Origin of the sequence: Mesorhizobium sp. M9A.F.Ca.ET.002.03.1.2, assembly GCF_003952365.1 — a bacterium.
Classification (GTDB): Bacteria; Pseudomonadota; Alphaproteobacteria; order Rhizobiales; family Rhizobiaceae; genus Mesorhizobium.
In genome coordinates this window covers 4,028,981-4,049,554 of record NZ_CP034443.1, presented here as the reverse complement: position 1 = coordinate 4,049,554, position 20,574 = coordinate 4,028,981, and the positions used below count along the sequence as shown (strand labels likewise).

At 63.4% G+C, this 20,574-nt stretch carries 23 protein-coding genes and 1 pseudogene; 10 read left to right on the top strand and 14 right to left on the bottom strand.

The window, feature by feature from the left end; genetic code table 11:
- Positions 1-99: 99 nt before the first annotated feature.
- From purM to EJ066_RS19400, 3 genes are read left to right on the top strand one after another with little or no spacing between them, the layout of a single operon-like run.
- Positions 100-1,164 carry a phosphoribosylformylglycinamidine cyclo-ligase gene (gene purM, locus EJ066_RS19410; protein ID WP_126040720.1) on the top strand — a complete coding sequence of 355 codons (1,065 nt, stop codon included), beginning with the start codon at positions 100-102 and terminating at the stop codon, positions 1,162-1,164.
- Complete coding sequence (gene purN / locus EJ066_RS19405; protein ID WP_126040718.1) at positions 1,161-1,871, top strand: phosphoribosylglycinamide formyltransferase; 711 nt, start codon at positions 1,161-1,163, stop codon at positions 1,869-1,871. Before purM ends, purN begins: the two co-directional genes overlap by 4 nt.
- Positions 1,872-1,887: 16 nt before the next feature.
- The gene (locus tag EJ066_RS19400) at positions 1,888-2,412 is read left to right on the top strand and encodes a histidine phosphatase family protein (protein ID WP_126040716.1); all 525 of its coding nucleotides are present in this window, start codon (positions 1,888-1,890) and stop codon (positions 2,410-2,412) included.
- 73 nt (positions 2,413-2,485) lie between these two features.
- Here the strand turns inward: EJ066_RS19400 and EJ066_RS19395 are convergent, their stop codons facing one another.
- From EJ066_RS19395 to EJ066_RS31465, 11 genes and pseudogenes are all read right to left on the bottom strand, one after another.
- Positions 2,486-2,758 carry a DUF680 domain-containing protein gene (locus tag EJ066_RS19395; RefSeq protein WP_126040713.1) on the bottom strand — a complete coding sequence of 91 codons (273 nt, stop codon included), beginning with the start codon at positions 2,756-2,758 and terminating at the stop codon, positions 2,486-2,488.
- Positions 2,759-2,923: 165 nt separating this feature from the next.
- Entirely contained in the window at positions 2,924-3,658 is a 735-nt protein-coding gene (locus EJ066_RS32135; protein WP_245454944.1) for a universal stress protein, read from the bottom strand.
- Positions 3,639-5,261, bottom strand: coding sequence for a cation:proton antiporter (locus EJ066_RS19390; RefSeq protein ID WP_245454943.1), 1,623 nt, complete (start codon positions 5,259-5,261; stop codon positions 3,639-3,641). The genes EJ066_RS32135 and EJ066_RS19390 overlap by 20 nt, the downstream gene beginning before the upstream one ends.
- A gap of 273 nt (positions 5,262-5,534) precedes the next feature.
- A complete protein-coding gene (locus tag EJ066_RS19385) occupies positions 5,535-6,233 on the bottom strand; it encodes a DUF2270 domain-containing protein (RefSeq protein ID WP_126040711.1) in 699 nt (232 codons plus the stop codon).
- 57 nt (positions 6,234-6,290) lie between these two features.
- Positions 6,291-8,399 carry a molybdopterin oxidoreductase family protein gene (locus tag EJ066_RS19380; protein ID WP_126040709.1) on the bottom strand — a complete coding sequence of 703 codons (2,109 nt, stop codon included), beginning with the start codon at positions 8,397-8,399 and terminating at the stop codon, positions 6,291-6,293.
- A gap of 110 nt (positions 8,400-8,509) precedes the next feature.
- The gene (locus EJ066_RS19375) at positions 8,510-9,229 is read right to left on the bottom strand and encodes a cytochrome c biogenesis CcdA family protein (protein ID WP_126043971.1); all 720 of its coding nucleotides are present in this window, start codon (positions 9,227-9,229) and stop codon (positions 8,510-8,512) included.
- 9 nt (positions 9,230-9,238) lie between these two features.
- Positions 9,239-9,664 carry a thioredoxin family protein gene (locus tag EJ066_RS19370; protein ID WP_245454942.1) on the bottom strand — a complete coding sequence of 142 codons (426 nt, stop codon included), beginning with the start codon at positions 9,662-9,664 and terminating at the stop codon, positions 9,239-9,241.
- A 167-nt stretch (positions 9,665-9,831) separates the two neighbouring features.
- Positions 9,832-10,028: pseudogene (locus tag EJ066_RS19365) on the bottom strand (formate dehydrogenase); the annotation flags it as partial.
- 111 nt (positions 10,029-10,139) lie between these two features.
- Positions 10,140-10,337, bottom strand: a complete 198-nt coding sequence (locus tag EJ066_RS19360) for a hypothetical protein (RefSeq protein ID WP_126040707.1) — start codon at positions 10,335-10,337, stop codon at positions 10,140-10,142.
- A gap of 5 nt (positions 10,338-10,342) precedes the next feature.
- The gene (locus EJ066_RS19355) at positions 10,343-12,220 is read right to left on the bottom strand and encodes an ABC-F family ATP-binding cassette domain-containing protein (protein ID WP_126040705.1); all 1,878 of its coding nucleotides are present in this window, start codon (positions 12,218-12,220) and stop codon (positions 10,343-10,345) included.
- Between the two features lie 351 nt (positions 12,221-12,571).
- Positions 12,572-12,745 carry a hypothetical protein gene (locus tag EJ066_RS31465; protein WP_189644315.1) on the bottom strand — a complete coding sequence of 58 codons (174 nt, stop codon included), beginning with the start codon at positions 12,743-12,745 and terminating at the stop codon, positions 12,572-12,574.
- A gap of 131 nt (positions 12,746-12,876) precedes the next feature.
- Between EJ066_RS31465 and EJ066_RS31460 the strand changes: the two genes are divergently transcribed.
- The 3 genes from EJ066_RS31460 (at position 12,877) to EJ066_RS19345 (ending at position 15,635) form a co-directional block, all read left to right on the top strand.
- On the top strand, positions 12,877-13,047 hold the full coding sequence (locus EJ066_RS31460; protein ID WP_189644314.1) for a hypothetical protein: 171 nt from the start codon (positions 12,877-12,879) through the stop codon (positions 13,045-13,047).
- A 47-nt stretch (positions 13,048-13,094) separates the two neighbouring features.
- Positions 13,095-15,176: an ATP-dependent helicase gene (locus tag EJ066_RS19350; protein WP_126040703.1), complete on the top strand. Its 2,082-nt coding sequence runs from the start codon at positions 13,095-13,097 to the stop codon at positions 15,174-15,176.
- A gap of 156 nt (positions 15,177-15,332) precedes the next feature.
- Positions 15,333-15,635: a DUF982 domain-containing protein gene (locus EJ066_RS19345; RefSeq protein WP_126040701.1), complete on the top strand. Its 303-nt coding sequence runs from the start codon at positions 15,333-15,335 to the stop codon at positions 15,633-15,635.
- A 109-nt stretch (positions 15,636-15,744) separates the two neighbouring features.
- On the opposite strand, the gene EJ066_RS19340 is transcribed toward EJ066_RS19345, so the two are convergent.
- Complete coding sequence (locus EJ066_RS19340) at positions 15,745-16,257, bottom strand: DinB family protein (protein ID WP_126040699.1); 513 nt, start codon at positions 16,255-16,257, stop codon at positions 15,745-15,747.
- A 194-nt stretch (positions 16,258-16,451) separates the two neighbouring features.
- Between EJ066_RS19340 and EJ066_RS19335 the strand changes: the two genes are divergently transcribed.
- The 3 genes from EJ066_RS19335 to ndk all read left to right on the top strand — a co-directional run bounded on the left by EJ066_RS19335 (position 16,452) and on the right by ndk (position 18,372).
- Positions 16,452-17,144 (top strand): glutathione S-transferase family protein, encoded by a 693-nt coding sequence (locus EJ066_RS19335; RefSeq protein ID WP_126040697.1) that lies wholly within the window; start codon positions 16,452-16,454, stop codon positions 17,142-17,144.
- An 84-nt stretch (positions 17,145-17,228) separates the two neighbouring features.
- The gene (gene bluB / locus EJ066_RS19330; RefSeq protein WP_126040695.1) at positions 17,229-17,864 is read left to right on the top strand and encodes a 5,6-dimethylbenzimidazole synthase; all 636 of its coding nucleotides are present in this window, start codon (positions 17,229-17,231) and stop codon (positions 17,862-17,864) included.
- 85 nt (positions 17,865-17,949) lie between these two features.
- Complete coding sequence (gene ndk, locus EJ066_RS19325) at positions 17,950-18,372, top strand: nucleoside-diphosphate kinase (RefSeq protein WP_126040693.1); 423 nt, start codon at positions 17,950-17,952, stop codon at positions 18,370-18,372.
- A gap of 113 nt (positions 18,373-18,485) precedes the next feature.
- Here ndk and EJ066_RS19320 read toward each other — a convergent pair whose 3' ends face one another.
- Both EJ066_RS19320 and EJ066_RS19315 read right to left on the bottom strand, forming a co-directional pair.
- Entirely contained in the window at positions 18,486-18,755 is a 270-nt protein-coding gene (locus EJ066_RS19320; RefSeq protein WP_126040691.1) for a hypothetical protein, read from the bottom strand.
- A gap of 344 nt (positions 18,756-19,099) precedes the next feature.
- A complete protein-coding gene (locus EJ066_RS19315) occupies positions 19,100-19,867 on the bottom strand; it encodes a YbaY family lipoprotein (protein WP_126040689.1) in 768 nt (255 codons plus the stop codon).
- 373 nt (positions 19,868-20,240) lie between these two features.
- Here EJ066_RS19315 and EJ066_RS19310 point away from each other — a divergent pair, with 373 nt between their 5' ends.
- A complete protein-coding gene (locus tag EJ066_RS19310; protein ID WP_189644313.1) occupies positions 20,241-20,564 on the top strand; it encodes a DUF2282 domain-containing protein in 324 nt (107 codons plus the stop codon).
- Positions 20,565-20,574: the final 10 nt, after the last annotated feature.

The window sequence follows — 20,574 nt, the reverse complement described above, 5'->3', positions numbered from 1 at the left end:
TTTGTCGTCTTTTGTCGGGTCGAAAAGATCGGCATAGCTCCGTTATCCTTGCGGGGCGCGACGGTTCATGCGAAGAGCCCCGGAAAGCAGGAACGAGTGATGGGCAAGCGCAAGAACGGGCTCACCTATGCCGAGGCGGGTGTCGACATCGATGCCGGCAATCTCATGGTCGAGAAGATCAAGCCGCTGGTGCGCGCGACGCGCCGGCCGGGCGCCGATGGCGAGATCGGCGGCTTCGGCGGCCTGTTCGATCTCAAGGCCGCCGGCTTCACCGACCCGGTTCTGGTCGCCGCCAATGACGGCGTCGGCACCAAGCTGAAGATCGCCATCGATGCGGGCAAACACGACACGATCGGCATCGATCTCGTCGCCATGTGCGTCAACGACATCGTCGTGCAGGGCGCCGAGCCATTGTTCTTCCTCGACTATTTCGCCACCGGCAAGCTCGACCCCGACCAGGGCGCTTCGATCGTCGGCGGCATCGCCGAGGGCTGCCGGCAGGCCGGCTGCGCGCTGATCGGCGGCGAGACAGCGGAAATGCCCGGCATGTATCACGGCAAGGACTACGATCTTGCCGGCTTCGCCGTGGGCGCGGCCGAACGCGGCCAGTTGCTGCCGAGCGACGACATCGTCGAGGGCGACGTGCTGTTGGGGCTGGCCTCGTCGGGCGTGCATTCGAATGGCTTTTCGCTGGTCCGCCGCATCGTCGCCACCAGCGGCCTGGCGTGGGGCGATCCGGCGCCCTTCAACGACGAGGCTACATTGGCGGAAGCGCTGCTCGAGCCGACCCGCATCTACGTCAAGTCGATCCTCAAGGCGATCCGCGGCACGCATGGCATCAAGGCGCTGGCCCACATCACCGGCGGCGGCTTCCCCGAGAACATTCCGCGCGTGCTGCCGAAGGACTTTTCCGCCGAGCTCGACCTCGACGCTATCGAGGTGCCGGCCGTATTCTCATGGCTGGCGAAGACCGGCGGCGTGGCGCCGCAAGAGATGATGCGCACCTTCAACTGCGGCGTCGGCATGATGCTCGCCGTCGCCTCCGGCCAGGCCGCGCAGGTCGCCGCCGTGCTGCAGGAGGCCGGCGAGACGGTGACACCGATCGGCCGCATCGTGCCTCGCCGCGACGCCGGTGTCATCTATCGAGGCTCGATCGACCTATGAGCATACGCAAACGCACCGTGGTGCTGATCTCGGGACGCGGCTCCAACATGACGGCGCTGATCGCCGCAGCCAGCAACCCGGACTATCCAGCCGAGATCGTCGGCGTCATTTCCGACCGGGCCAATGCCGCCGGCCTCGGTATCGCCGCGGCGCGCGGCATCGCCACCAAGGTGATTTCGCGGTCGGACTACACCAGCAAGGAAGCGCATGACGGGGCGATCGACGCGGCGCTTGTCTCGTTCGGCGCCGAGATCGTGGCGCTGGCCGGTTACATGCGCATCCTCGGCGCGCGTTTCGTCGAGAAGTGGCTGGGGCGGATGATCAACATCCACCCTGCCCTGCTGCCGGCCTTCAAGGGCCTCGACACCCATGCCCGCGCGCTGCGCGCCGGCACACGCATCCATGGCTGCACGGTGCATTTCGTCACGCTGGATATGGATGACGGTCCGATCATCGCCCAGGCCGCCGTGCCGGTGATGGTCGGCGACAATGAGGATACGCTCGCCGCCCGCGTGCTGAAGGCCGAGCACCGGCTCTATCCGCTGGCGCTCGGGCTGGTCGCCGAGGGCAAGGCGCGGATGGAAGGCGGCCGCACCGTGCTTGCCCGCTTCGCCGACGACGCCGACAACAGCACCTCCGTGGTCATGGCGCCCGATCCGCGGCGCGGAGAGACCGACCTCGAGCATCTGGCCCGCATCACGCCCTGAGCAGGAGGAGGCTGGCATGGCGACAACGAAGCAACTCCTTCTTCTGCGTCATGCCAAGTCGAGCTGGGACGATCCTAACCTTATCGACTTCGACCGGCCGCTTTCCGGGCGCGGGCTGAAAACAGCCCCGCTGGTCGGGCGCGAACTGGTCAGGCAAAGTTGGCTGCCTGACCTGGCGCTGGTGTCGCCGGCGCTGCGCAGCCGCGACACATGGCGGCTGGTCTCGGCGGAATTGCCGGGGCAAACGCCGGCCAAATTTGTCCAAGCGCTCTACGAGGCCAGTGCGGCAGACATTCTCGCCAAGGTGCGGCAGGCAAATGCGGCAACAGGCAGCCTTTTGGTGCTGGGCCATAATCCCGGCCTGGAGGAATTCGCACGCCGGCTTGCCGGCGCCGGATCGGATGCCACGGCACTCGAAAGGCTTGAAGAAAAATTCCCGACAGCGGGCCTTGCCCGCTTCGTTTTCGACGGCGGCTGGGCACGGCTGGCCCTTGGCGATGCGCGGCTGACGCACTGCGTTCGGCCGAAGGATCTGCGCTAAGGTTGTGACTTGAATGCAAAAGCAAGAGCGGCGGGCCAAGCCCGCCGCTCTTTGTCTTCCGGAGTTTGAGGACTTAGCGACCCCAGTTGCCCCGGCCAGATTGCGGCGCGACGGGCTGAGCCGTGCCGGACTGCGTCGTCGTCGCATCGGTGTTAACGGCATTGTGCTCTGTCGGGAGCAGCTTGCGGATCGAACCCGTGAACGTGTTGTCGACGTTGGTGGCTTGGCCAGCGGCAACAGGCGCTGCCGGCTGGTTGACGCCGTCCGAACCATAGTGGTCGCTGCCGGCAAAAGCGCTGCCCGTGGCAATGAAGATGGCGGCGACGGTAAGAGCAATCTTGGTCATTTCAGGTACTCCAGTGTCTTCATATTTTTAGTGTTCTGTCCGTCAAGTGGCGTGCCTTGGGAGGATTTCGCGTCGCTCGGACCGTCTCAAAGTGGGTTGGCGGTGCTGCGATTTCCAATCACGAAGATGTTCCGCGCACACCCTGAATCGGGTGGTTGAAATCCGCTAAAAGGCTCCCTTAGCCTTATTTTTTTGCATTGTTTTCAAATTGTTATGCGAATACGCCGCTGCGGAGCGCGCGCATTGGCCGGGCCGGCGTTCACCCCGTCCTGCACGATGCGTCAACAGAAACGAACCGATCGGTTCGATTTCATACGGCTGCCGGCCCATTGCCGGCGTTGCCGCGCTTGATGCGCCGCTGGCCAGAAGCACGACCGGGCGATTGCAAGTCGCCAGAACAGCGCTGGCGGTGTCGCCGAAGAACAGGTCCTTGCCCGGACGACGGGTGACGCCCATCACGACGATCGCCGCACCTTTGGTCACCTCGCTGATGATCACCTGGTCGGGTGTGCCGTGGGTGTGGATCGCGGTGTCAACAGGCACGCCGTAGCGGCTGGCCAGGTCGGCAATATCTTTCAGGACGGCTTCTTCCCGGCGATGCGAAACCGATGTCGGCTTGTCACCCCTGGCTGCGCCTTGCGAGACGTAGAGAACCTTGACCCGCGCCCGGTTTGGGCGGGCCAGCGCGAGCGCAAAGTCGGCGGCGCGGCGCGCCACCTCGGTGCCGTTGACGGGAACGAGAATACTGGCGCCGGCTTTCAGCGTCGGCATCCTGTCGTCTGCGTTGCCGCCATTCAGGACCAGGCAAAGCGGGCCCTCGAATCCCCCGGCTATGTCGTTGAGGGTCGGCGTGAACGCGCCTTTGGCGGTCAGCACATCGTCAAGGCCGACCAAAAGCATACCGTATCCCTTGCGCCTCTTCGGCGATGGTCTCGCCGGTGGCTTCCGATTCGGTTCGGGCTGTGAGATGCACTTTGTCGACAAGCGTGTGTTCGGTCCGCTTCACCACCCGGGCGCTTCTTTCCGCACCCTTCTTCAGAGTGCGCTCCGGTCCCCTGGTATCAGTCGGCCTGTCAATCCGGCCGTCTTTCAGGTGAAGCAAGGTGGTAGGCATGCCGCTGCCCCCGCCGATCAGCCCGGCGAGATAGGCTGTGAACTTGCCGATCCTGCTGTCGTCGACCAGCACCAGCAGGCGCTCCAGCTTGGAAACGAAACCGTATTCGTCCAGCGCCTCGCGCTCGACACGCTGCTGCTCGTCGGGGCTGATCGGCAGCCGGCCAAGCGCCCAGCGGAGCATTGGCGGCATGGCCAGCGTGGTGATGACAGCCATGGTGACGATCATGGTGAAGAGATTGTGCGATAGGATGTTCATCGACAAGCCGATACTGGCGACGATCACCTCGGTCGAACCGCGCGCGTTCATCGCGCTGCCGACGGCAGTTGCTTCCTTGAATGACATGCCGGCAAGCTTGCCGCCCACGAACGCGCCGCCAAACTTGCCGACGCTGGCGATGACGACGAGAGCCGCCGTCAGCATGGCAAGCGTCGGGTCGGCAAGTACGGTAAGGTCGGCCGAAAGCCCGGCCATGCCGAAGAAGATCGGCATGAACAGCGCGGTGATGACGCCGCGAAGCTGGCCCTCTATGTGGCTCGAGAGGATGGGTGATTCACCGACAAGGATGCCGGCGACAAAAGCCCCCAGAACGGTGTGGACGCCAATCAGGTTGGTGATCAGCGCCATCACTCCCATGATGATGAGGATCATGGTGATCACCGCAAACTCGCTGCGGAAGGCATCGTTGGTCCAGCGGATCAAGGCGAACACCAGGCGGCGGCCGATGGTGAAGGAGAACACCATAAACAGCGCCACTTCGGCAACGGTGGTCATCAGCGGCACGAACTCCAACCTGCCGTTGGTGGCGATGCCGAACGTTATGGCGATGATCAGCCAGCCGATCGTATCCTCGATGATCGCCGAGGAGATGATCACCTGGCCGAGGTTGCGGCGCATGAAGTTCATCTCGCGCACCACCATGGCGACGATCTTGACCGACGAGATCGACAGTGCGGTGCCCAGGAACAGCCCGGCGACGGTGCGTTGCGTCGCGTCGGGCAGCAAGGCGTCGGGCAGCACCTGCGCCAATGCGAAGCCGCAGACGAAGGGCAGGACGATGCCGGTGGCCGAAATGGAAAAACAGGCCGCGCCAACCCGGCGCACCAGCCGCAGATCCATCTCCATGCCGGTCAGTAAAAGCAGCATCAGGATGCCGAACTGCGAGACGGCGTCGATCATGCCCTTCTGCTCAGGATCGCTCGGAAAAATCAGATGCTGCGCCGATGGCCACAGCCAGCCGAACAGCGAGGGACCGAGCAAGATGCCGCCGATCAACTGGCCCATGATTGCCGGCTGGCCATACCGCTGCAACACTTCACCCATGCCACGCCCGACAAGCAGGAGGAGAACGATTTCAGCGACGAAGATGCCTTCGGCCGAACCGCCCATCCCCGACGCCACGGTTCCAGCAGTCTGTGTCTCCGCCGCCCAGCTCGCCGCGACAGGGACGAGCGCACAAGACAGTATCGCGAGGACGATAGAGCGTGTCGACGTCTGCCAAGCCATGAGACTCCTCGCCAATGCGCCTGCCCACAACGCGCGACAGGAAAGTTGCGTTGCCACTCTCGAGCGGCGGACTTTCCAGTCGAATCGTACCACTCTGTTTTTTGTTTGAGCATCGAATTTTCCCAAAACCGGTACCCACTTTTGGGGTCCGATGCTCTAGACGTGCACCTCACCAAAGGAGAGTTCGCCGTCGTCGCCAGCAGCCAGGAAGGCCGTGACGAGCAGCCCGGCATAGAGGGCGGTGACCAGCACGATGATGACCACGCCGGGAATAGGTCCCAGGGCAGCGCCGGCGGCGGCCTCGCGTACCGAACCGACGAAGCCGATGCGGACACCTTCGGTTAGAAGACTGGGAGTCGACAGTTTGAGGATCCAGGCCAGCAGCAGGATCAGCAGCATGTGGATGTAGTTTCGACGCAGGCGGCGCGCCAACGCCACTCGTTGCGAAATGAGGAATTTTGGAGCGCGAAGGCCTTCGCCGACGACCAACAGCCAATCGGACGCGAAGTCCGGCTGCGGAGAGAATATCTGCGCGAAGTAGTGCCGTTCGAACTGGCGCACGCGGGCCCTGTAAAAGTCGAAGAAGCGATATCGCCGCGCCTCTATCCACAGCAGCAACAGGACAAGCATCATGGCAAACAGCAGCACGCCGTGATGCGCGCTGGCCGCCGAAAGCGAGACGGATAACATCGCGGCGACGACCGTTATCGCCCAATTGCTTGTCCGGTCCAGGCGGTCGCGCCACCCCGCCATGCGCAGAATCTCGGCGCGATGAAAGTGCGACATCGTGGTTACCAGTTCGCCGGACGAAAGCGTTCTTCCAATGGGCTCCGGGGCTGCCGCTACATCTGCCATTATCGCGCCTCCACCCGCCACGCAAAAACGGCTGGGCGGACATATCGTTCCGAAGCTTCACCTCGCCTTGCGCAGCCAGACCTTGTTGTCGTGGAACGCAGCACCGCCATAGGGCGCCGGCGCGTCGGCGCCGGTCAGCACGTTGATGCCCTCGCCGCGCTCGTGGGCGCTGTTCGGCCAGATGCCTTCGGCCACCACGACGCCGCGCTTGATGCCGTCGAACAGTCTTGCGTGCAGCACGACTTCACCGCGCGCATTGCCGATCTCGACGCGGTCGCCATTGGCCAGCCCGTGAGCTGCGGCGTCGTCCGGATGCAAAAGCAGTTCCGGCCGGCCTTCCCTAGCCCTCGACACCGGCGTCTCCGAAAAAGTCGAGTTGAGGAAATTGCGCGCCGGCGAGGTGGTCAGCCGGAACGGATGCGCCGCATCCGCCACCTCGATCAGGTCGACGTGATCGGGAAATTCCGGCAGGCTTGCCACCGGTCCGAACAGGCCCATACTTTTCGGCGGCCGGTTGGGCGCCGCCTGCCCGGTCCAGTCGGCGCGGAAGCGGAATTTTCCGTCCGCGTGGCCGAAGCCGTTGATGAAATGCGCCGCCTCGAAATCCGGCTGCAAATCGACCCACTTTTCTTGCTTGAGGCTCGAAAAACTGCCCAGGCCGCGCTTGCCCAAAATGATGTCGATATGCTGCTGCTCGGTCAGGCCGAAGCCCGGCCTGTCGCCAACGCCGAGCCGCTTGCCGAGTTCCTCGATGACGAAATGGTTGGTGCGCGGCCCTTCCGGCGGGTCGATCAGCTTCGGGCCGAGCGTGATGTGCTGGTTGCCGCCGCCCTTGTAGACGTCGTCATGCTCCAGAAACATCGTCGCCGGCAACACGACATCGGCGAGTTCTGCGGTGTCGGTCATGAACTGCTCGTGCACGCAGGAAAACAGATCGTCGCGCAGAAAGCCCTGCTTCACCAGCCGCTGCTCCGGCGCAACATTGACCGGATTGGTGTTCTGGATCAGGAGCGCCGTCACCGGCGGGCCGCCATAGAGCGCATCCTCCGCCCCGGTCAGCACCGGGCCGATGCGGGAATGGTCGAGATGGCGGATCGCAGGGTCACGCATCCGCGCGCCCTCCAGCAGTTCCTGGTTGAGCTTGAAGATGCCCGAATTGGAATGGAAGGCGCCGCCGCCCTCATATTGCCAGCAGCCGGTGACCGCTGCGATCGAGGCGGCGGCATGCATGTTGACCGAACCGTTGCGCTGGCGCGAGAAGCCGTAGCCGAGGCGGAAATAGGTTTTCTTCGTGGTGCCGACCAGACGGGCAAAGGCTTCGATCTCGGCGACTGAAAGCCCGGTGATCGCGGCTGCCCATTCCGGCGTGCGGGTCCGCAGATGCACTTCGAGCCCATGCGGATCGTCGGTGTATTTCTGGAGATAGGCGCGGTCGGCCATGTCGTCCCGGAACAGCACATGCATCACCGCGCAGGCCAGCGCCCCATCGGTGCCGGGCTTCAGCACCAGGCCAAGGTCGGCCTGTTTCATCGTCGCGTTGTCGTAGACGTCGATGACGACGATACTGGCGCCGCGTTCCTTGCGCGCCTTGATGGCGTGGGTCATGACGTTGACCTGGGTCACCACGGCATTGGTCCCCCAGATTACCACGCAGTCGGACTTGGCCATCTCGCGCGGGTCGGGACCGCGCAACGCGCCGGCACCCATCATCCAACCGGTCCAGGCCAGGTTGGTGCAGATCGAACTGAAGAAGCCGGAATATTTCTTGGCGTGCCTGAGCCGCTCGATGCCGTCGCGCTGCACCAGCCCCATCGTGCCGGCATAGTAATAGGGCCAGACCGTCTCCGAGCCGTATTTTGCCTCGGCGGCGATGAACTTTTCGGTGACGAGGTCGAGTGCTGCCTCCCAGCTCGCTTCTTTCCAGGCGCCCTCGCCCTTGGCGCCGGCGCGGATCAGTGGCTTCAGCAAGCGGTCGGGATGATGGACGCGGTCGGCGTAACGGGCGACCTTGGCGCAGATGACGCCTGATGTATAGCTATTGGCCTTGGCGCCATGGACGCGGCCGATGCGCTTGTTATCGAGCAGCTCGACTTCGAGTGCGCAGGTTGAGGGGCAATCATGCGGACAGGCCGAATGGCCGATCCTGAGCTTGGCGTGCTGGTTCATGGGAGCAGACTAGTCGGTTACGAAAGCGACGTGTAGGGCCAGATGCAGCGCTAACTTGCTTCTCCTTGCTGAGGCAAGCTGAAAATCTGGCGACCACCAGCGCGGAGCCGTTAGAACTGCGTCGTCAACGCCGTCAGCCACTCGGGCGAAGCGTTGACGAGTGCGGTTTCCAACGCCTTGTCGAACCCAGACAGAATCGCGGCGGCGGTCATCACCAGCAGGATGCCGAAGGCGACCTTCAGCCCGCTGCCGGCGCCGGCGATGTGGCTGCGCCAACTCAGCAAGGTCTCGCGGGACAGTAGGCCGAGGATCAGCAACGGCACGGCAGCACCGAGACCAAACAGGACCATGGTGACCCCAACCTGGCCAAGGTCTTGGCCCTGCGCTGCAAGGACGGAAGCGGCACCGAGAGTCGGGCCAACGCAAGGGCTCCACACCGCGCCGAGCAGCAGACCGACGCCGAACTGCCCCCAAAGGCCAACGGAGGAAAAGCCGCCAAACCGCTGCTCGACCCAGTTGCCGGCCGGGCCGGCCGCAAGCGCGATATGCGCCTGGAATGCCGGCACGATCAATATCGTGCCGAGGACGAGCATCAGAACTGCGGCGGCGCTGCGAAAGACACCGCCGTCAAGCCCGATGGAGAACCCAATCGTGGCGACGAAAAGCCCTATGGCCGTGAAGGATATGGCAAGTCCTGCGGCCAGCGCGATGGGGCCATAGCGATGCTGGCTGACGGCAGCACCGAGCACGACCGGGATAAGCGGCAGCACGCATGGCGACAGCGTCGACAGCACCCCGGCCAGGAACGAAAATATGAAGCCGAGTAGCATCGCCACCGCTCAGATCGTTTTATCAAGCAATTGCTTGATGGCATCCGCCTTGGTCACGCCAACAAGCCGACCGACTTCCGTTGCGCCCTTGAAGGTGATCAGCGTGCTCTGCATCCGCGCACCAAGAGCCCGAACAACCTCTTTTTGGGAATCGAAATCGACTTCGAAAACGGCCAGGTTTGCGTGCTCGGGCGCAGGCAGCAACTGGCCGAGCACCCGCTTCTGCGCCTTGCAGATCGGACACCAGCTGGCGGTGATCTCGACCAGGATCGGCTTGCCTGCCTTTTGCGCCTCTTCGAAGGCCTGCCGTGTGTAGGCCATCCGGCTGGCAGCCAGCGCCGCCGGGGCCGAGGCGAGGCCCGATATTGCGGTCAGGCCTATGAGGAAGGTGCGACGGTCTAGCATTTCTTGACTCCTGAAGGTGTCGGCGGGCAAGTAATCCCGCCATGGCGGACATGAGGATACGGTCCGTTGTTCGTGCCAGCGACGGCGAACGTTACAGGCTCGCGGTAATGTTACCGAGGCCGCCCTTCGCTTGTGTCCACGTGCATTCGACGCTGTCAGCAGCCATCAGGTGCTGACGCCAAGCGCACCAGTGGCTACAGCAAGCGCTCGGGATGATGGACGCGGCGGCGTAACGGGCGACCTTGGCGCCGATGACGCCTGATATATACGTATTGGCCTTGGCGCCGTGGACGCGGCCGATGCTGTTGTCGTCGAGCAGCTCGACCTCGAGCGCGCAGGTCGACGGGCAATCATGCGGACAGGCCGAACGGCCGAGGTTGGGTTGGTGATTCATAGGGGCAATCTAACTGCCTCGGACGACCAGGTGTAGGGCCAGAGGCAAGTCTCACTCTGGATCGCTGCTTCCGGATCGCTGCGCACTTCGGCCACTGTCACCTTGAGCTGGTTATGTGTCGCCAACACTCTTGAGCAGCGCATTGTGGGCACCGCATTTCGGGCAATGCATATGGCGCTCGACATGGGTTGTCCCTGCCCCGGCATCGATGACCAGCAGATTGCCGTCTCCACATTCAGGGCATTTTACGACAGCTTCGGAATTGATCGCCAAAACCTTGGCAGCTTTGATCCACAGTTTTGTTGACATCGCCGCTACTCCGCCCTGCCTTCCTCGTATTCGGCCGACATCGACAGCCATTTCTCCTCATGGGCGGCCAGCGTCTGGGAAAGCTGCGAGCGCTCCTTGGCCAGCCGCGTCGCCGTCGACGGATCCTTTTCATAGACCGCCGGATTGGCGAGCTCGTCCTCGATGCCGTCAATGCGCTTGCGGATGCGGTCCATCAGCGCTTCGGTGGCACGGATTTCCTTGGCCAGCGGCTCGAAGGCGGCGCGGCGCGCGGCCGCATCGCGGCGGCGGTCGGCCTTCGAAGCTTTTTCCGCCTCGCGCTTGCCGCGGCGGTCGCCGGACACGCCGGTGACCAGCGTCTTGTAGTCATCGAGGTCGCCGTCGTAGGGGTTGACCGCGCCGTCCTTGACCAGCCACAGCCGGTCGGCCGTCGCCTCGAGCAGATGGCGGTCGTGCGAGATCAGGATGACGGCGCCGGGAAACTCGTTCAGCGCATGGATCAGCGATTCGCGGCTGTCGATATCGAGATGGTTGGTCGGCTCGTCAAGGATAAACAGGTTCGGCCCCTCGAAGGCCGACAGCCCCATCAAGAGCCGCGCCTTCTCGCCGCCGGACAGATCCTTGGCGGCGGTGTTCATCTTCTCGGTGGTGAGGCCGAACTGGGCGACGCGGCCGCGCACCTTCGATTCCGGCGCTTCAGGCATCAGCCGGCGGACATGCTCATAGGCATTTTCGTTCGGCCTGAGATCGTCGAGCTGATGCTGGGCGAAGATCGCCACCTTCAGGCCGGGCGCCACCGTCATGGTGCCGGTTTCCTGCTTCAGGCGGCCGGACAGCAATTTGGCGAAGGTCGACTTGCCATTGCCGTTGGCGCCAAGCAACGCGATGCGGTCGTCGGCATCGATGCGCAGCGTCATCTTCTTCAGGATCGGCTCACCCTCGACATAGCCGACACCGACGTTGTTGAGCGCGATGATCGGTGAGGCCACGGTCTTCACCGGCTCGGGAAAGGAGAACGGCCGCACCGTGTCGTTCACGATCGCGGCGATCGGCTTCATTTTCTCCAGCGCCTTGATGCGCGACTGCGCTTGCCTTGCCTTCGAGGCCTTGGCGCGGAAGCGTTCGACGAAGGATTCCATGTGCTTGCGCGCGGCTTCCTGCTTGACGCGGCCCTTCTCCTGCAATTCGCGCTGCTCGGTGTATTGCCGCTCGAACTGGTCGTAGCCGCCGCGCCACAAGGTCAGTTTCTTCTGGTCGAGATGGACGATCGAATTGACGGCGCGGTTGAGCAGGTCGCGGTCGTGAGAGATCAGAAGCACCGTGTGCGGATATTTCGACACGTAGTTTTCCAGCCACAGCGTGCCTTCGAGGTCGAGATAGTTGGTCGGCTCGTCGAGCAGCAGAAGATCGGGCTCGGCAAACAGCACTGCCGCCAGCGCCACGCGCATGCGCCAGCCGCCGGAGAAGGACGAGGCCGGGCGCCGCTGCGCCTCATCGTCGAAGCCGAGGCCGGCCAAGATTGTGGCGGCGCGCGACTCGGCCGAATGAGCGTCGATATCGGCCAGCCGCATATGGATGTCGGCGATGCGATGCGGGTCGGTCGCCGTCATTTCCTCTTCGAGCAGTGCGCTCCGTTCAAGGTCGGCCTTGAGCACGATCTCGATCAGCGGCTCCTCGGTGCCGGGCGCTTCCTGCGCCACCTGGCCGATGCGCGTGTTCTTCGGCAAGCTGATCGAGCCGGTCTCGGAAGCGAGATCGCCGGTGATCGCCTTGAACAAGGTGGTCTTGCCGGTGCCGTTGCGGCCGACAAGGCCTGCCTTGCTGCCGGCCGGCAAGGTCAGCGAGGCATGGTCGAGAAGCAGGCGCCCGGCCATGCGGAGCGAAAGGTCGTTGATGATCAGCATGGTCGCGCTTTTGCACGGGACGTCAGGGCTTCGCAAGACCTTGAGCGCCGGTTGGCCTGATAAGGCATGAAAATGGCTGGCGGCGGATCGCCGGCCTCGCCGGATCAGAGGCCAACTCCAAGTTGGCCCGGAACCTGCTGCGACGGCGCGATGACAGCGCCTGGCGAGCATCGACTTCCCGCATCCGAAAATTGCGCATTTGTCAGTTGATTGCTCGTGCAGGTCGGTTGTCTTCTGCGATCGCACCATGACGCGAGGGGAAGACTCAGCTATGTCTAGGTGTGCGGCGGACCTGATACCCGCCTGGCCGGCGTCATCGCTCTCCTCCCAAGCGGCGCCGGCCATTTTCCTTCACTGTGCCGGCGGCGTGCCGGGTTGATCACCGCCTGACATTGAGTTCGGCGCAGGGTCGACCTGCGGGTTTTGATCGGCCGTGCCAGGGGCCTTCGTCGGCGGGATATTGTTGTCGCAAGCCGCCACAGCCAAGGCTGCGGCTAAAGCCAGCAAGATTGAGAGCTTGTTCATCGCAACCTCCTGTCATCGGGCAACGAGGCGGTGCCGATTTGGTTGCACGCTCAGGCCTCGCTCGGGGCCTTTGGGGAGCGGGGGAACAAAACGCTGCCTCTCCGGTTCCTCCATACCAATTGGAGAAAATCATGATCCGTCTGCTCATAGCCGGGGCCGCCGTCTACGTGGCCTACCGCATAACCAGGGAAATCATCGACGAGGTGCCCGACGACTTCGATCCAGTGCCGTTGCCGCCACCCGACCATCGTAAGTCGCTGCGGCGGCAGTCGGCGGCGATGGGGGTAGAGCCTCAGCGCTAGGTCGAGTTCATCGTTGCGAACAAAGCAGAAACGATGCTTGATGGGCAATGAACCTCGCTGCCCGTGATTCGGCTTTCCGGCCTGCCTATCTCGCGAAGCTGAATGCCGAGCAGTGCCTTGCCGTCGAGCATGGCGACGGCACGGTCGCCGGACCGCTGCTGGTGATCGCCGGCGCCGGCTCCGGCAAGACCAGCACGCTGGCGCATCGCGTCGCGCATCTGATCGTCAGAGGCGCTGATCCCAGGCGCATCCTCTTGATGACGTTTTCGCGGCGCGCCGCATCGGAAATGGCCAAGCGGGTCGAGCGCATCGCCGGTGAGGTGCTGGGCCGAGACGCTTCCGTCATCACCGAAGCTCTGAGCTGGGCCGGCACGTTCCATGGCATCGGCGCCAGGCTGCTGCGCGACTACGCTTTGGAGATCGGCCTCGATCCGGCCTTCACCATCCATGACCGCGAGGATTCGGCCGATTTGATGAACCTTATCAGGCACGAACTTGGCTTCTCGAAGACGGAAGGGCGTTTTCCGACCAAGGGCACTTGCCTGGCGATCTATTCGCGTGCCGTCAACGCGCAGGCGCCGCTCGGCGAGGTTTTGGGTTCGGTGTTTCCCTGGTGCGCCGGCTGGGCCGAGCAGCTCAAGGCGCTGTTCGCCCGATATGTCGAGGCCAAGCAGGCGCAAAACGTGCTCGATTACGACGATCTGCTGCTCTACTGGGCGCAGATGGCCGGCGAGCCGGAGATATCAGCGCATCTCGGTGCGCGCTTCGACCATGTGCTGGTCGACGAATACCAGGACACCAACCGGCTGCAGGCCTCGATCCTCATGGCACTCAAGCCGGACGGATCCGGGCTGACGGTGGTCGGCGACGATGCGCAGTCGATCTATTCGTTTCGCGCGGCGGAAGTGCGCAATATCCTCGACTTCCCCAAACAGTTCGCGCGACCGGCCGAGATCGTCATGCTGGAGCGCAACTACCGCTCGACCGAGACCATCCTGGCCGCCGCCAATGCGGTGATCAGCGAGGCCTCGGAGCGCTTTACCAAGAACCTCTGGTCCGAGCGCAAATCGGCCGAAAAGCCTAAGCTGGTCAGCGTCCGCGACGAGGCCGAGCAGGCGAACTATGTCTGCCGGGCGATCCTGACCGAGCGCGAAGCCGGCACGGCGCTGAAGGCGCAGGCGGTGCTGTTTCGCGCCTCGCACCACAGCGGCCCGCTGGAGATCGAGCTGACGCGCCGCAACATTCCGTTCGTCAAGTTCGGCGGGCTGAAGTTCCTCGACGCCGCCCATGTCAAGGACGTGCTGGCGGTGCTGCGTTTCGCCGAAAACCCGCGCGACCGTGTTGCCGGTTTTCGCGTGCTGCAGCTTTTGCCCGGCATCGGCCCCTCGGCGGCTTCGCAGATCGTCGACACCATGGCGACGTCGCTCGACGAAGCGATGGGGCTGGCGCGCTACCGGCCGCCGCAACGCGCCGCCGACGACTGGCCGGATTTCGTCGCGCTGTTCTCACAGCTTCGCGCCGGATCGGGAAAATGGCCTGTTGATCTCGAACAGGTCAGGCTGTGGTACGAGCCGCATCTCGAGCGCATCCATGAGGACGCGACGACGCGCCGGGCCGATATTTTGCAGCTCGAACAGATCGCCTCGGGCTATGCCTCGCGCGAGCGTTTCCTCACCGAACTGACGCTCGATCCACCGGATGCGACCAGCGACGAGGCCGGGCCGCCGCGTCGCGACGAGGACTATCTGATCCTGTCGACCATCCATTCGGCCAAGGGCCAGGAGTGGAAGAACGTTTTCGTGCTCAACACCGTCGACGGCTGCATCCCGATCGACCTCGGCGTCGGCTCGAAGGAGGATATCGACGAGGAGCGCCGCCTGCTCTACGTGGCGATGACGCGGGCCAAGGACGGCCTGCACCTGGTCATGCCGCAGCGCTTTTTCGTCCACGGCCAGGCGGCGCGCGGCGACCGCCATGTCTATGCCTCGCGCAGCCGCTTCATCCCGGCCTCGATCCTCGGCGCCTTCGAACAGACATCATGGGCGAGCGTTCAGGCCAAGGACGATCCGCGCCGCCAGCCGCAAGTGCGCGTCGACCTTGGCGCCCGCATGCGCGACATGTGGAAATAGCCGCCTCTTCGGCACGGCGCCCGTGCCACGGAACTTGGTGGCGACAACCAAATCCCGGCAACATGGAACCTGATGCCGCAATCCGCGTTTCTGGGCGTCCGATTCAGATCGGAGAGCGGCGTCCGCCGTCACCTCCGCCCAATCCGAGAGGCCAGAATGCACGACACGATGTTCTTCACCCCGGTCGCCTTAACCGTCGGCGCCGGCCATAAGCGCATGATCGCTTCGCTCTTCGACATGCATGAGTTCCTGACCGAGTTCCCGCCATCGCGGCGGCGGCTGAGCTATGGCGCGGCCGTGAAGGCCTGCGAGGCGGCACGGGCCGGCGAAATCTCGCCCGAAGCGGCGCGCGATGCCTTGATCACCTTCGCGATGACGGCAGGCATTCTCTGGCCTTCGGCCCAGCCGGCAGTCTCGGTCAAGCCGGTCGCCCGGGGCCGTGGCGGACACGCTGCCTGACGCCTGGCCACCCCGCTTCGCGACCATGACCGTCGCGGATGCCGCTCATCTTCGACGGGTTTTCCAACCTGCTTTCAATTCGATCACGATAGACGCGGATAATCACAAATCAGGCGAAGGGGCGCCCCTCTTCGCTGCGCTGGAACTGCGTCAGGTCGAGCGCCACCGAAGGCCGGCCAAGAATGGTCAAGATCGCGTGCGCCTGGCCGCGGTGATGGGTCTGGTGGTTGAAGAAATGATCGAGCGCCGGCGCCAGCCGCTGCGAAACGGTGCGCATATCGGAGACGGTCATGTAGGAGAAGCGGCCGGACAAGGCCTTCTCGCTCAAGCTCCCGATCCAGTCGACGATCCTTTTGTCCTCGGCCTCGCGCGCCAGCCGCAAGCTCGGCAAGGCGCGGTGCAGGATCGTGTCGAGCCTGGCCGGTGCGTCGCCCTCGCCGGTAAAGCGCCTCATCCAGATGCGATCGGCGGTCAAGATATGGTTGAGCGTGCCCATCATCGAGCCGAAGAAAGCGCCGACATTGCGGTCGAACTCTTCCTCGCCGAGATCGGCGGCGGCATCGTAAATGCGGTTATTGGCCCATTGATTGTAGCCCGCAAACATCATGAAGTGCTGTTTCATCGTCTTCTCCCGGCCCGCGAAACCCGTTTCGGGTGCCTACCGCATCGGCTCGAAAATCGGTACCGATTTTTGCTACGCTGACCTTCGGTTCGGAAAAACACGATGCGTAGTTTTTAAAAGTGCTAGAGCGTGTTTTGTGCGTCCAAGCGGACGCACAAAACACGCTCTAGTAGACCGCAAGGAAGCCGCCGCCAATGACCATTCTGCTCTATGACCTCGTCGGACATGATGCCGCCCGCCCGTTCAGCCCTCATTGCTGGAAGGCGGCGATGGCGCTCGCCCACAAGGGGCTCGACATCTCGACCGTGCCGACGCGTTTTCTCGAAGTGCCGACCGTTGAAGGCGGCGTTTCGAAACTCGTTCCGGTGATCCGTGACGGCGACAAGGTGATCGCTGATTCCTTCGCCATCGCGCTCTATCTCGACGAGGCCTATCCCGAGCGGCCGACATTGTTTTCCGGCGACGGCGGCAAGGCGATGGCGCGCTTCATCGAACGCTGGTCGCAACTGACCATCCACCCCTATGTCACCACCGTGGCGATCATGGACCTCCACGCCATGCAGGACGAAGCTAACGCCGCCTATTTTCGCCAGAACCGCGAGCAGCGCTTCGGCAAGAAACTGGAACAGGTGATGGCGGCGCGCGACGCCGGCCTTGGCGCCTTCCGCGCCTCGCTGGAACCGTTGCGCTCGACGCTCACCTATCAGCCGTTCATCGGCGGCCAATCACCGCTATTTGCCGACTACATCGTCTTCGGCGCACTGCAATGGGCGCGCATCGCCTCGCCCTACCGGCTGCTCGACGACAGCGATCTGGTGGCGCAATGGTTCGAGCGCTGCCTCGACCTGTATGACGGCCTCGGCCGCAAGGTGGCGGCCGCAGCATAGGGCAGTAAGGCAGCAGGTATGCGGCCTTCCCTACTGCCTTACTGCCGTACTCCGCTACTCCACTAGCAAAGGCAGCACGACACCATGACGTCAGGCCCGGAATTCCCGGACGATTTTCGCGCCGAGCTGGTCAACCTCTTCCGGTGGCGGCGGGATGTCAGGCGATTCAAGCCGACACCGCTCCCCGAAAGCGTTCTGGAGCGGCTACTTGATGTAGCCAGCCTTGCGCCGTCGGTCGGGCTGAGCCAGCCTTGGCGTTTCGTCATGGTCGAGAGTGCGCAGTGCCGCGCCGCCGTCAGGGCCTGCTTCGAGCGCTGCAATGCGGAGGCGCTCGCATCGTTCGGCGGCGAACGCGCCGCGCTCTATGCGCGCCTGAAGCTCGCCGGCCTGAACGAGGCGCCTTGTCAATTCGCGGTTTTCGCCGACCTTGCGACAGAACAGGGGCATGGGCTCGGCCGCCTGACGATGCCCGCGACCATCGAATATTCGGCAGTGATGGCGATCCACACCTTTTGGCTGGCGGCGCGCGCCGAAGGAATCGGCATGGGCTGGGTCTCGATCCTGGATCCGGTCGAGATGGCGACGATCCTGGACGCGCCGCCAGAGTGGACGCTGATCGGTTACTTCTGCGTCGGCTACCCCTGCGAGGACCACAGCGTGCCGGAACTGGAACGGGAGGGCTGGGAGTTCCGGCGCCCGTCGACCATCATAACGCGCTGATCGATCACTTCCCCTTGGCAACATGCCGGGCGGCTTGTATAGACCCCGCCACCTTCAATTCCACTTTCATCACAAGGACGACCCCATGGCGCTCGAACGCACCTTCTCCATGATCAAGCCGGACGCGACCCGGCGCAATCTCACCGGCGCCATCACAAAGATGCTGGAAGATGCCGGCTTGCGCGTCATCGCGTCGCGCCGGGTGTGGATGAGCCGCCGCGAGGCCGAAGGCTTTTATGCTGTGCACAAGGAACGTCCGTTCTTCGGCGAGTTGGTCGAGTCCATGTCGTCGGGCCCGACCGTCGTGCAGGTGCTGGAAGGCGAGAACGCCATTGCCAAAAACCGCGACGTGATGGGCGCCACCAACCCGGCCAATGCCGCCGAAGGCACCATCCGCAAGGTGCACGCGCTGTCGATCGGCGAGAATTCCGTGCACGGCTCCGACGCGCCGGAGACCGCCGCGCAAGAAATCAAGTACTGGTTCTCGGACACCGAGATTGTTGGCTGAGCCGACGGCCCGGATCACCGCTTCATGAGCCAAGAGGCCGGCGTTTCGCCGGCCTTTTTCGTCGACGGCCAGCCAAGCGCCGATTGGCCGACGCCCCTCGCGTCGGGTTCAGATCACTTCGGCTCGCGAGCCTTTACATTCGCATGGTCGTTAGCTGCTTCCGTATCGGTAGCCGGGGTCTGCATATCATGACCGGTGAACGGGCTGCCCTGACCGGGCGCTACATCGCCGCTGTGACCGGCCTTGTTGGTCTGGAAGGGCTGGCTATCAGGACTGAGCCCATGCTGAAGCGCATCGAACAGATGGTCGTCTGCCTTGGCAAGGCCGGTAAAAGCAATGAGCGATGCGCCTGTGGCAGCAAGGATAAGAGCGTGCGTTTTCATCTCTGGATTCCTTTGAGTTAAGGCCAGAACGAGCCGCAGCCATTCTGGCGGCTTCAACGAAGGGGTATCTCGAAATATCCCTTTTGCCTCACCCGCCATCTATGAGGAGGATAACGTTCCTTCCGGCCGATTTATTCCGCTGAAAAAGCATCCGCTTTTTGGGATCATGTGCAAAGGTGTGTTTGAGATTCAGGTCAGGCCGATCCGGAGTCGAAGAGAGGTGCGAAGCGACCAAACAGCCGGATTCCGAAAACCGGAACGGAGCGTACGTTCAGCTACGCGAGCACCGAAAGCGCAGGTGACCGCCGTTTGCAGGCCGGCGTCACCTAGATATCGAATACACCCTAGCTCGCGGCGTTGAAGCGCAGGATGACACGGCCGTCCTTGTCGGCGATGACGAGCTTGCCGGCGTCTACATGGTAGGACGCTGCCTTGGCCAGCGCCTCGAACAGCGCCTTTTCCTCGGCCATGATCTCGGGCGCGCAGGCTTTGAAAGTCGAACCGATGTCAGAGATGGCGATCGTCGAACCATCGACTTTGGCGGTGGCGAAATAGACGTTGCAAGGACCGCTGCCGCCGGCCTTGCCGGCCTCGCTGATCGTGAACGTCGCCTGCGGCTCGGTGATCACACCAATGCCGTCGATATACTCGATCAGCCAGCTCTGCCCGAGCACCGGAGCCGCTGCAGGTTTCTCGCTCGACGTCACCATCTTCAGCATGATGGTCTGCGGCGCGTCGCTCAGCGGATCGACCTGATGGCGCGTATCGGAGACGAACAACAGCCTGTCGTCGACGGTGATGCGCGCCTGTAGCGCATAGGTCATGGCAGGCCGGATCACCTGGGGATCGAAGCTGATCTCGAACTTGATCGGCACCTGGCCGGCCGGCGCCACCTTGCGCTCGCCGATGACAGCGGCTGGCGCGTCGGCCAGCGAGACATCGGCTAGCTGCACGGAAAGCACGGCGTTGGGCGGCAGCGCGATGCGCTCGCGATACATCACCTCGCCCTTCAGGGTCTTCTCCGAAGCGACGGACTGGTCCGGCACAGCCAATATGCCAACGATCAGCGGCACGAAGCCGAAGATGAGGAACTCAGCGATCCTGTCCAGCATGATCCTGCTCCCTAGAGTCCCATCCCGACGAATCGGGATGGGGCTCTATCTCCTTGTTTGAGCATGATCTTGTCCGAAAACCGGATTCCACTTTTCGGGATCATGCTCTGGCGCACCAAACTGGCCTGAAAGTCTCGCAGGATTGCGGTGGTTCCGTGGCGCCCAGGACTGCTCGCACGGAGGGGCCTTTCGGTGGCTTGCGGCCCAGTCGTCGGTCTGCCTAGCGTGATCCGGCACATTTTGCTCGAGTCAGGCCCGAGGCGATCACGAAGTCGTGTTCCCAATCGGATGTAACACGGGGAACCTCCGGGCCGAACTGATCAATGCGCGCTTGAGGAATGGCGCGCTCAACAACCCAATCGGAGGTGAAATCATGTCGACAAGATCAACCGTAAGCGCAGCCTTTCTGGCCGGCGCCGTTGCCACGGCTCTTGCTTCTTTTGCGATGGCCGCGCCGCTGACCGAGGCAGAGGTCAAGGCGGCGATGGATGCCGGCAAGGAGAAGTGCTTTGGCGTCGCCATGAAGGGGCAGAACGACTGTGCGGCAGGACCTGGCACTACCTGCCAAGGCACTTCGACCGTCGATTACCAGGGCAACGCCTGGAAGTTTGTCGACGGCGGCACCTGCACGACGATGGAACTGCCGGGCGACCGCAAGGGCTCGCCGACGGAACTGACCCGCGACATCCCGTCGTAAGCAATGCAAC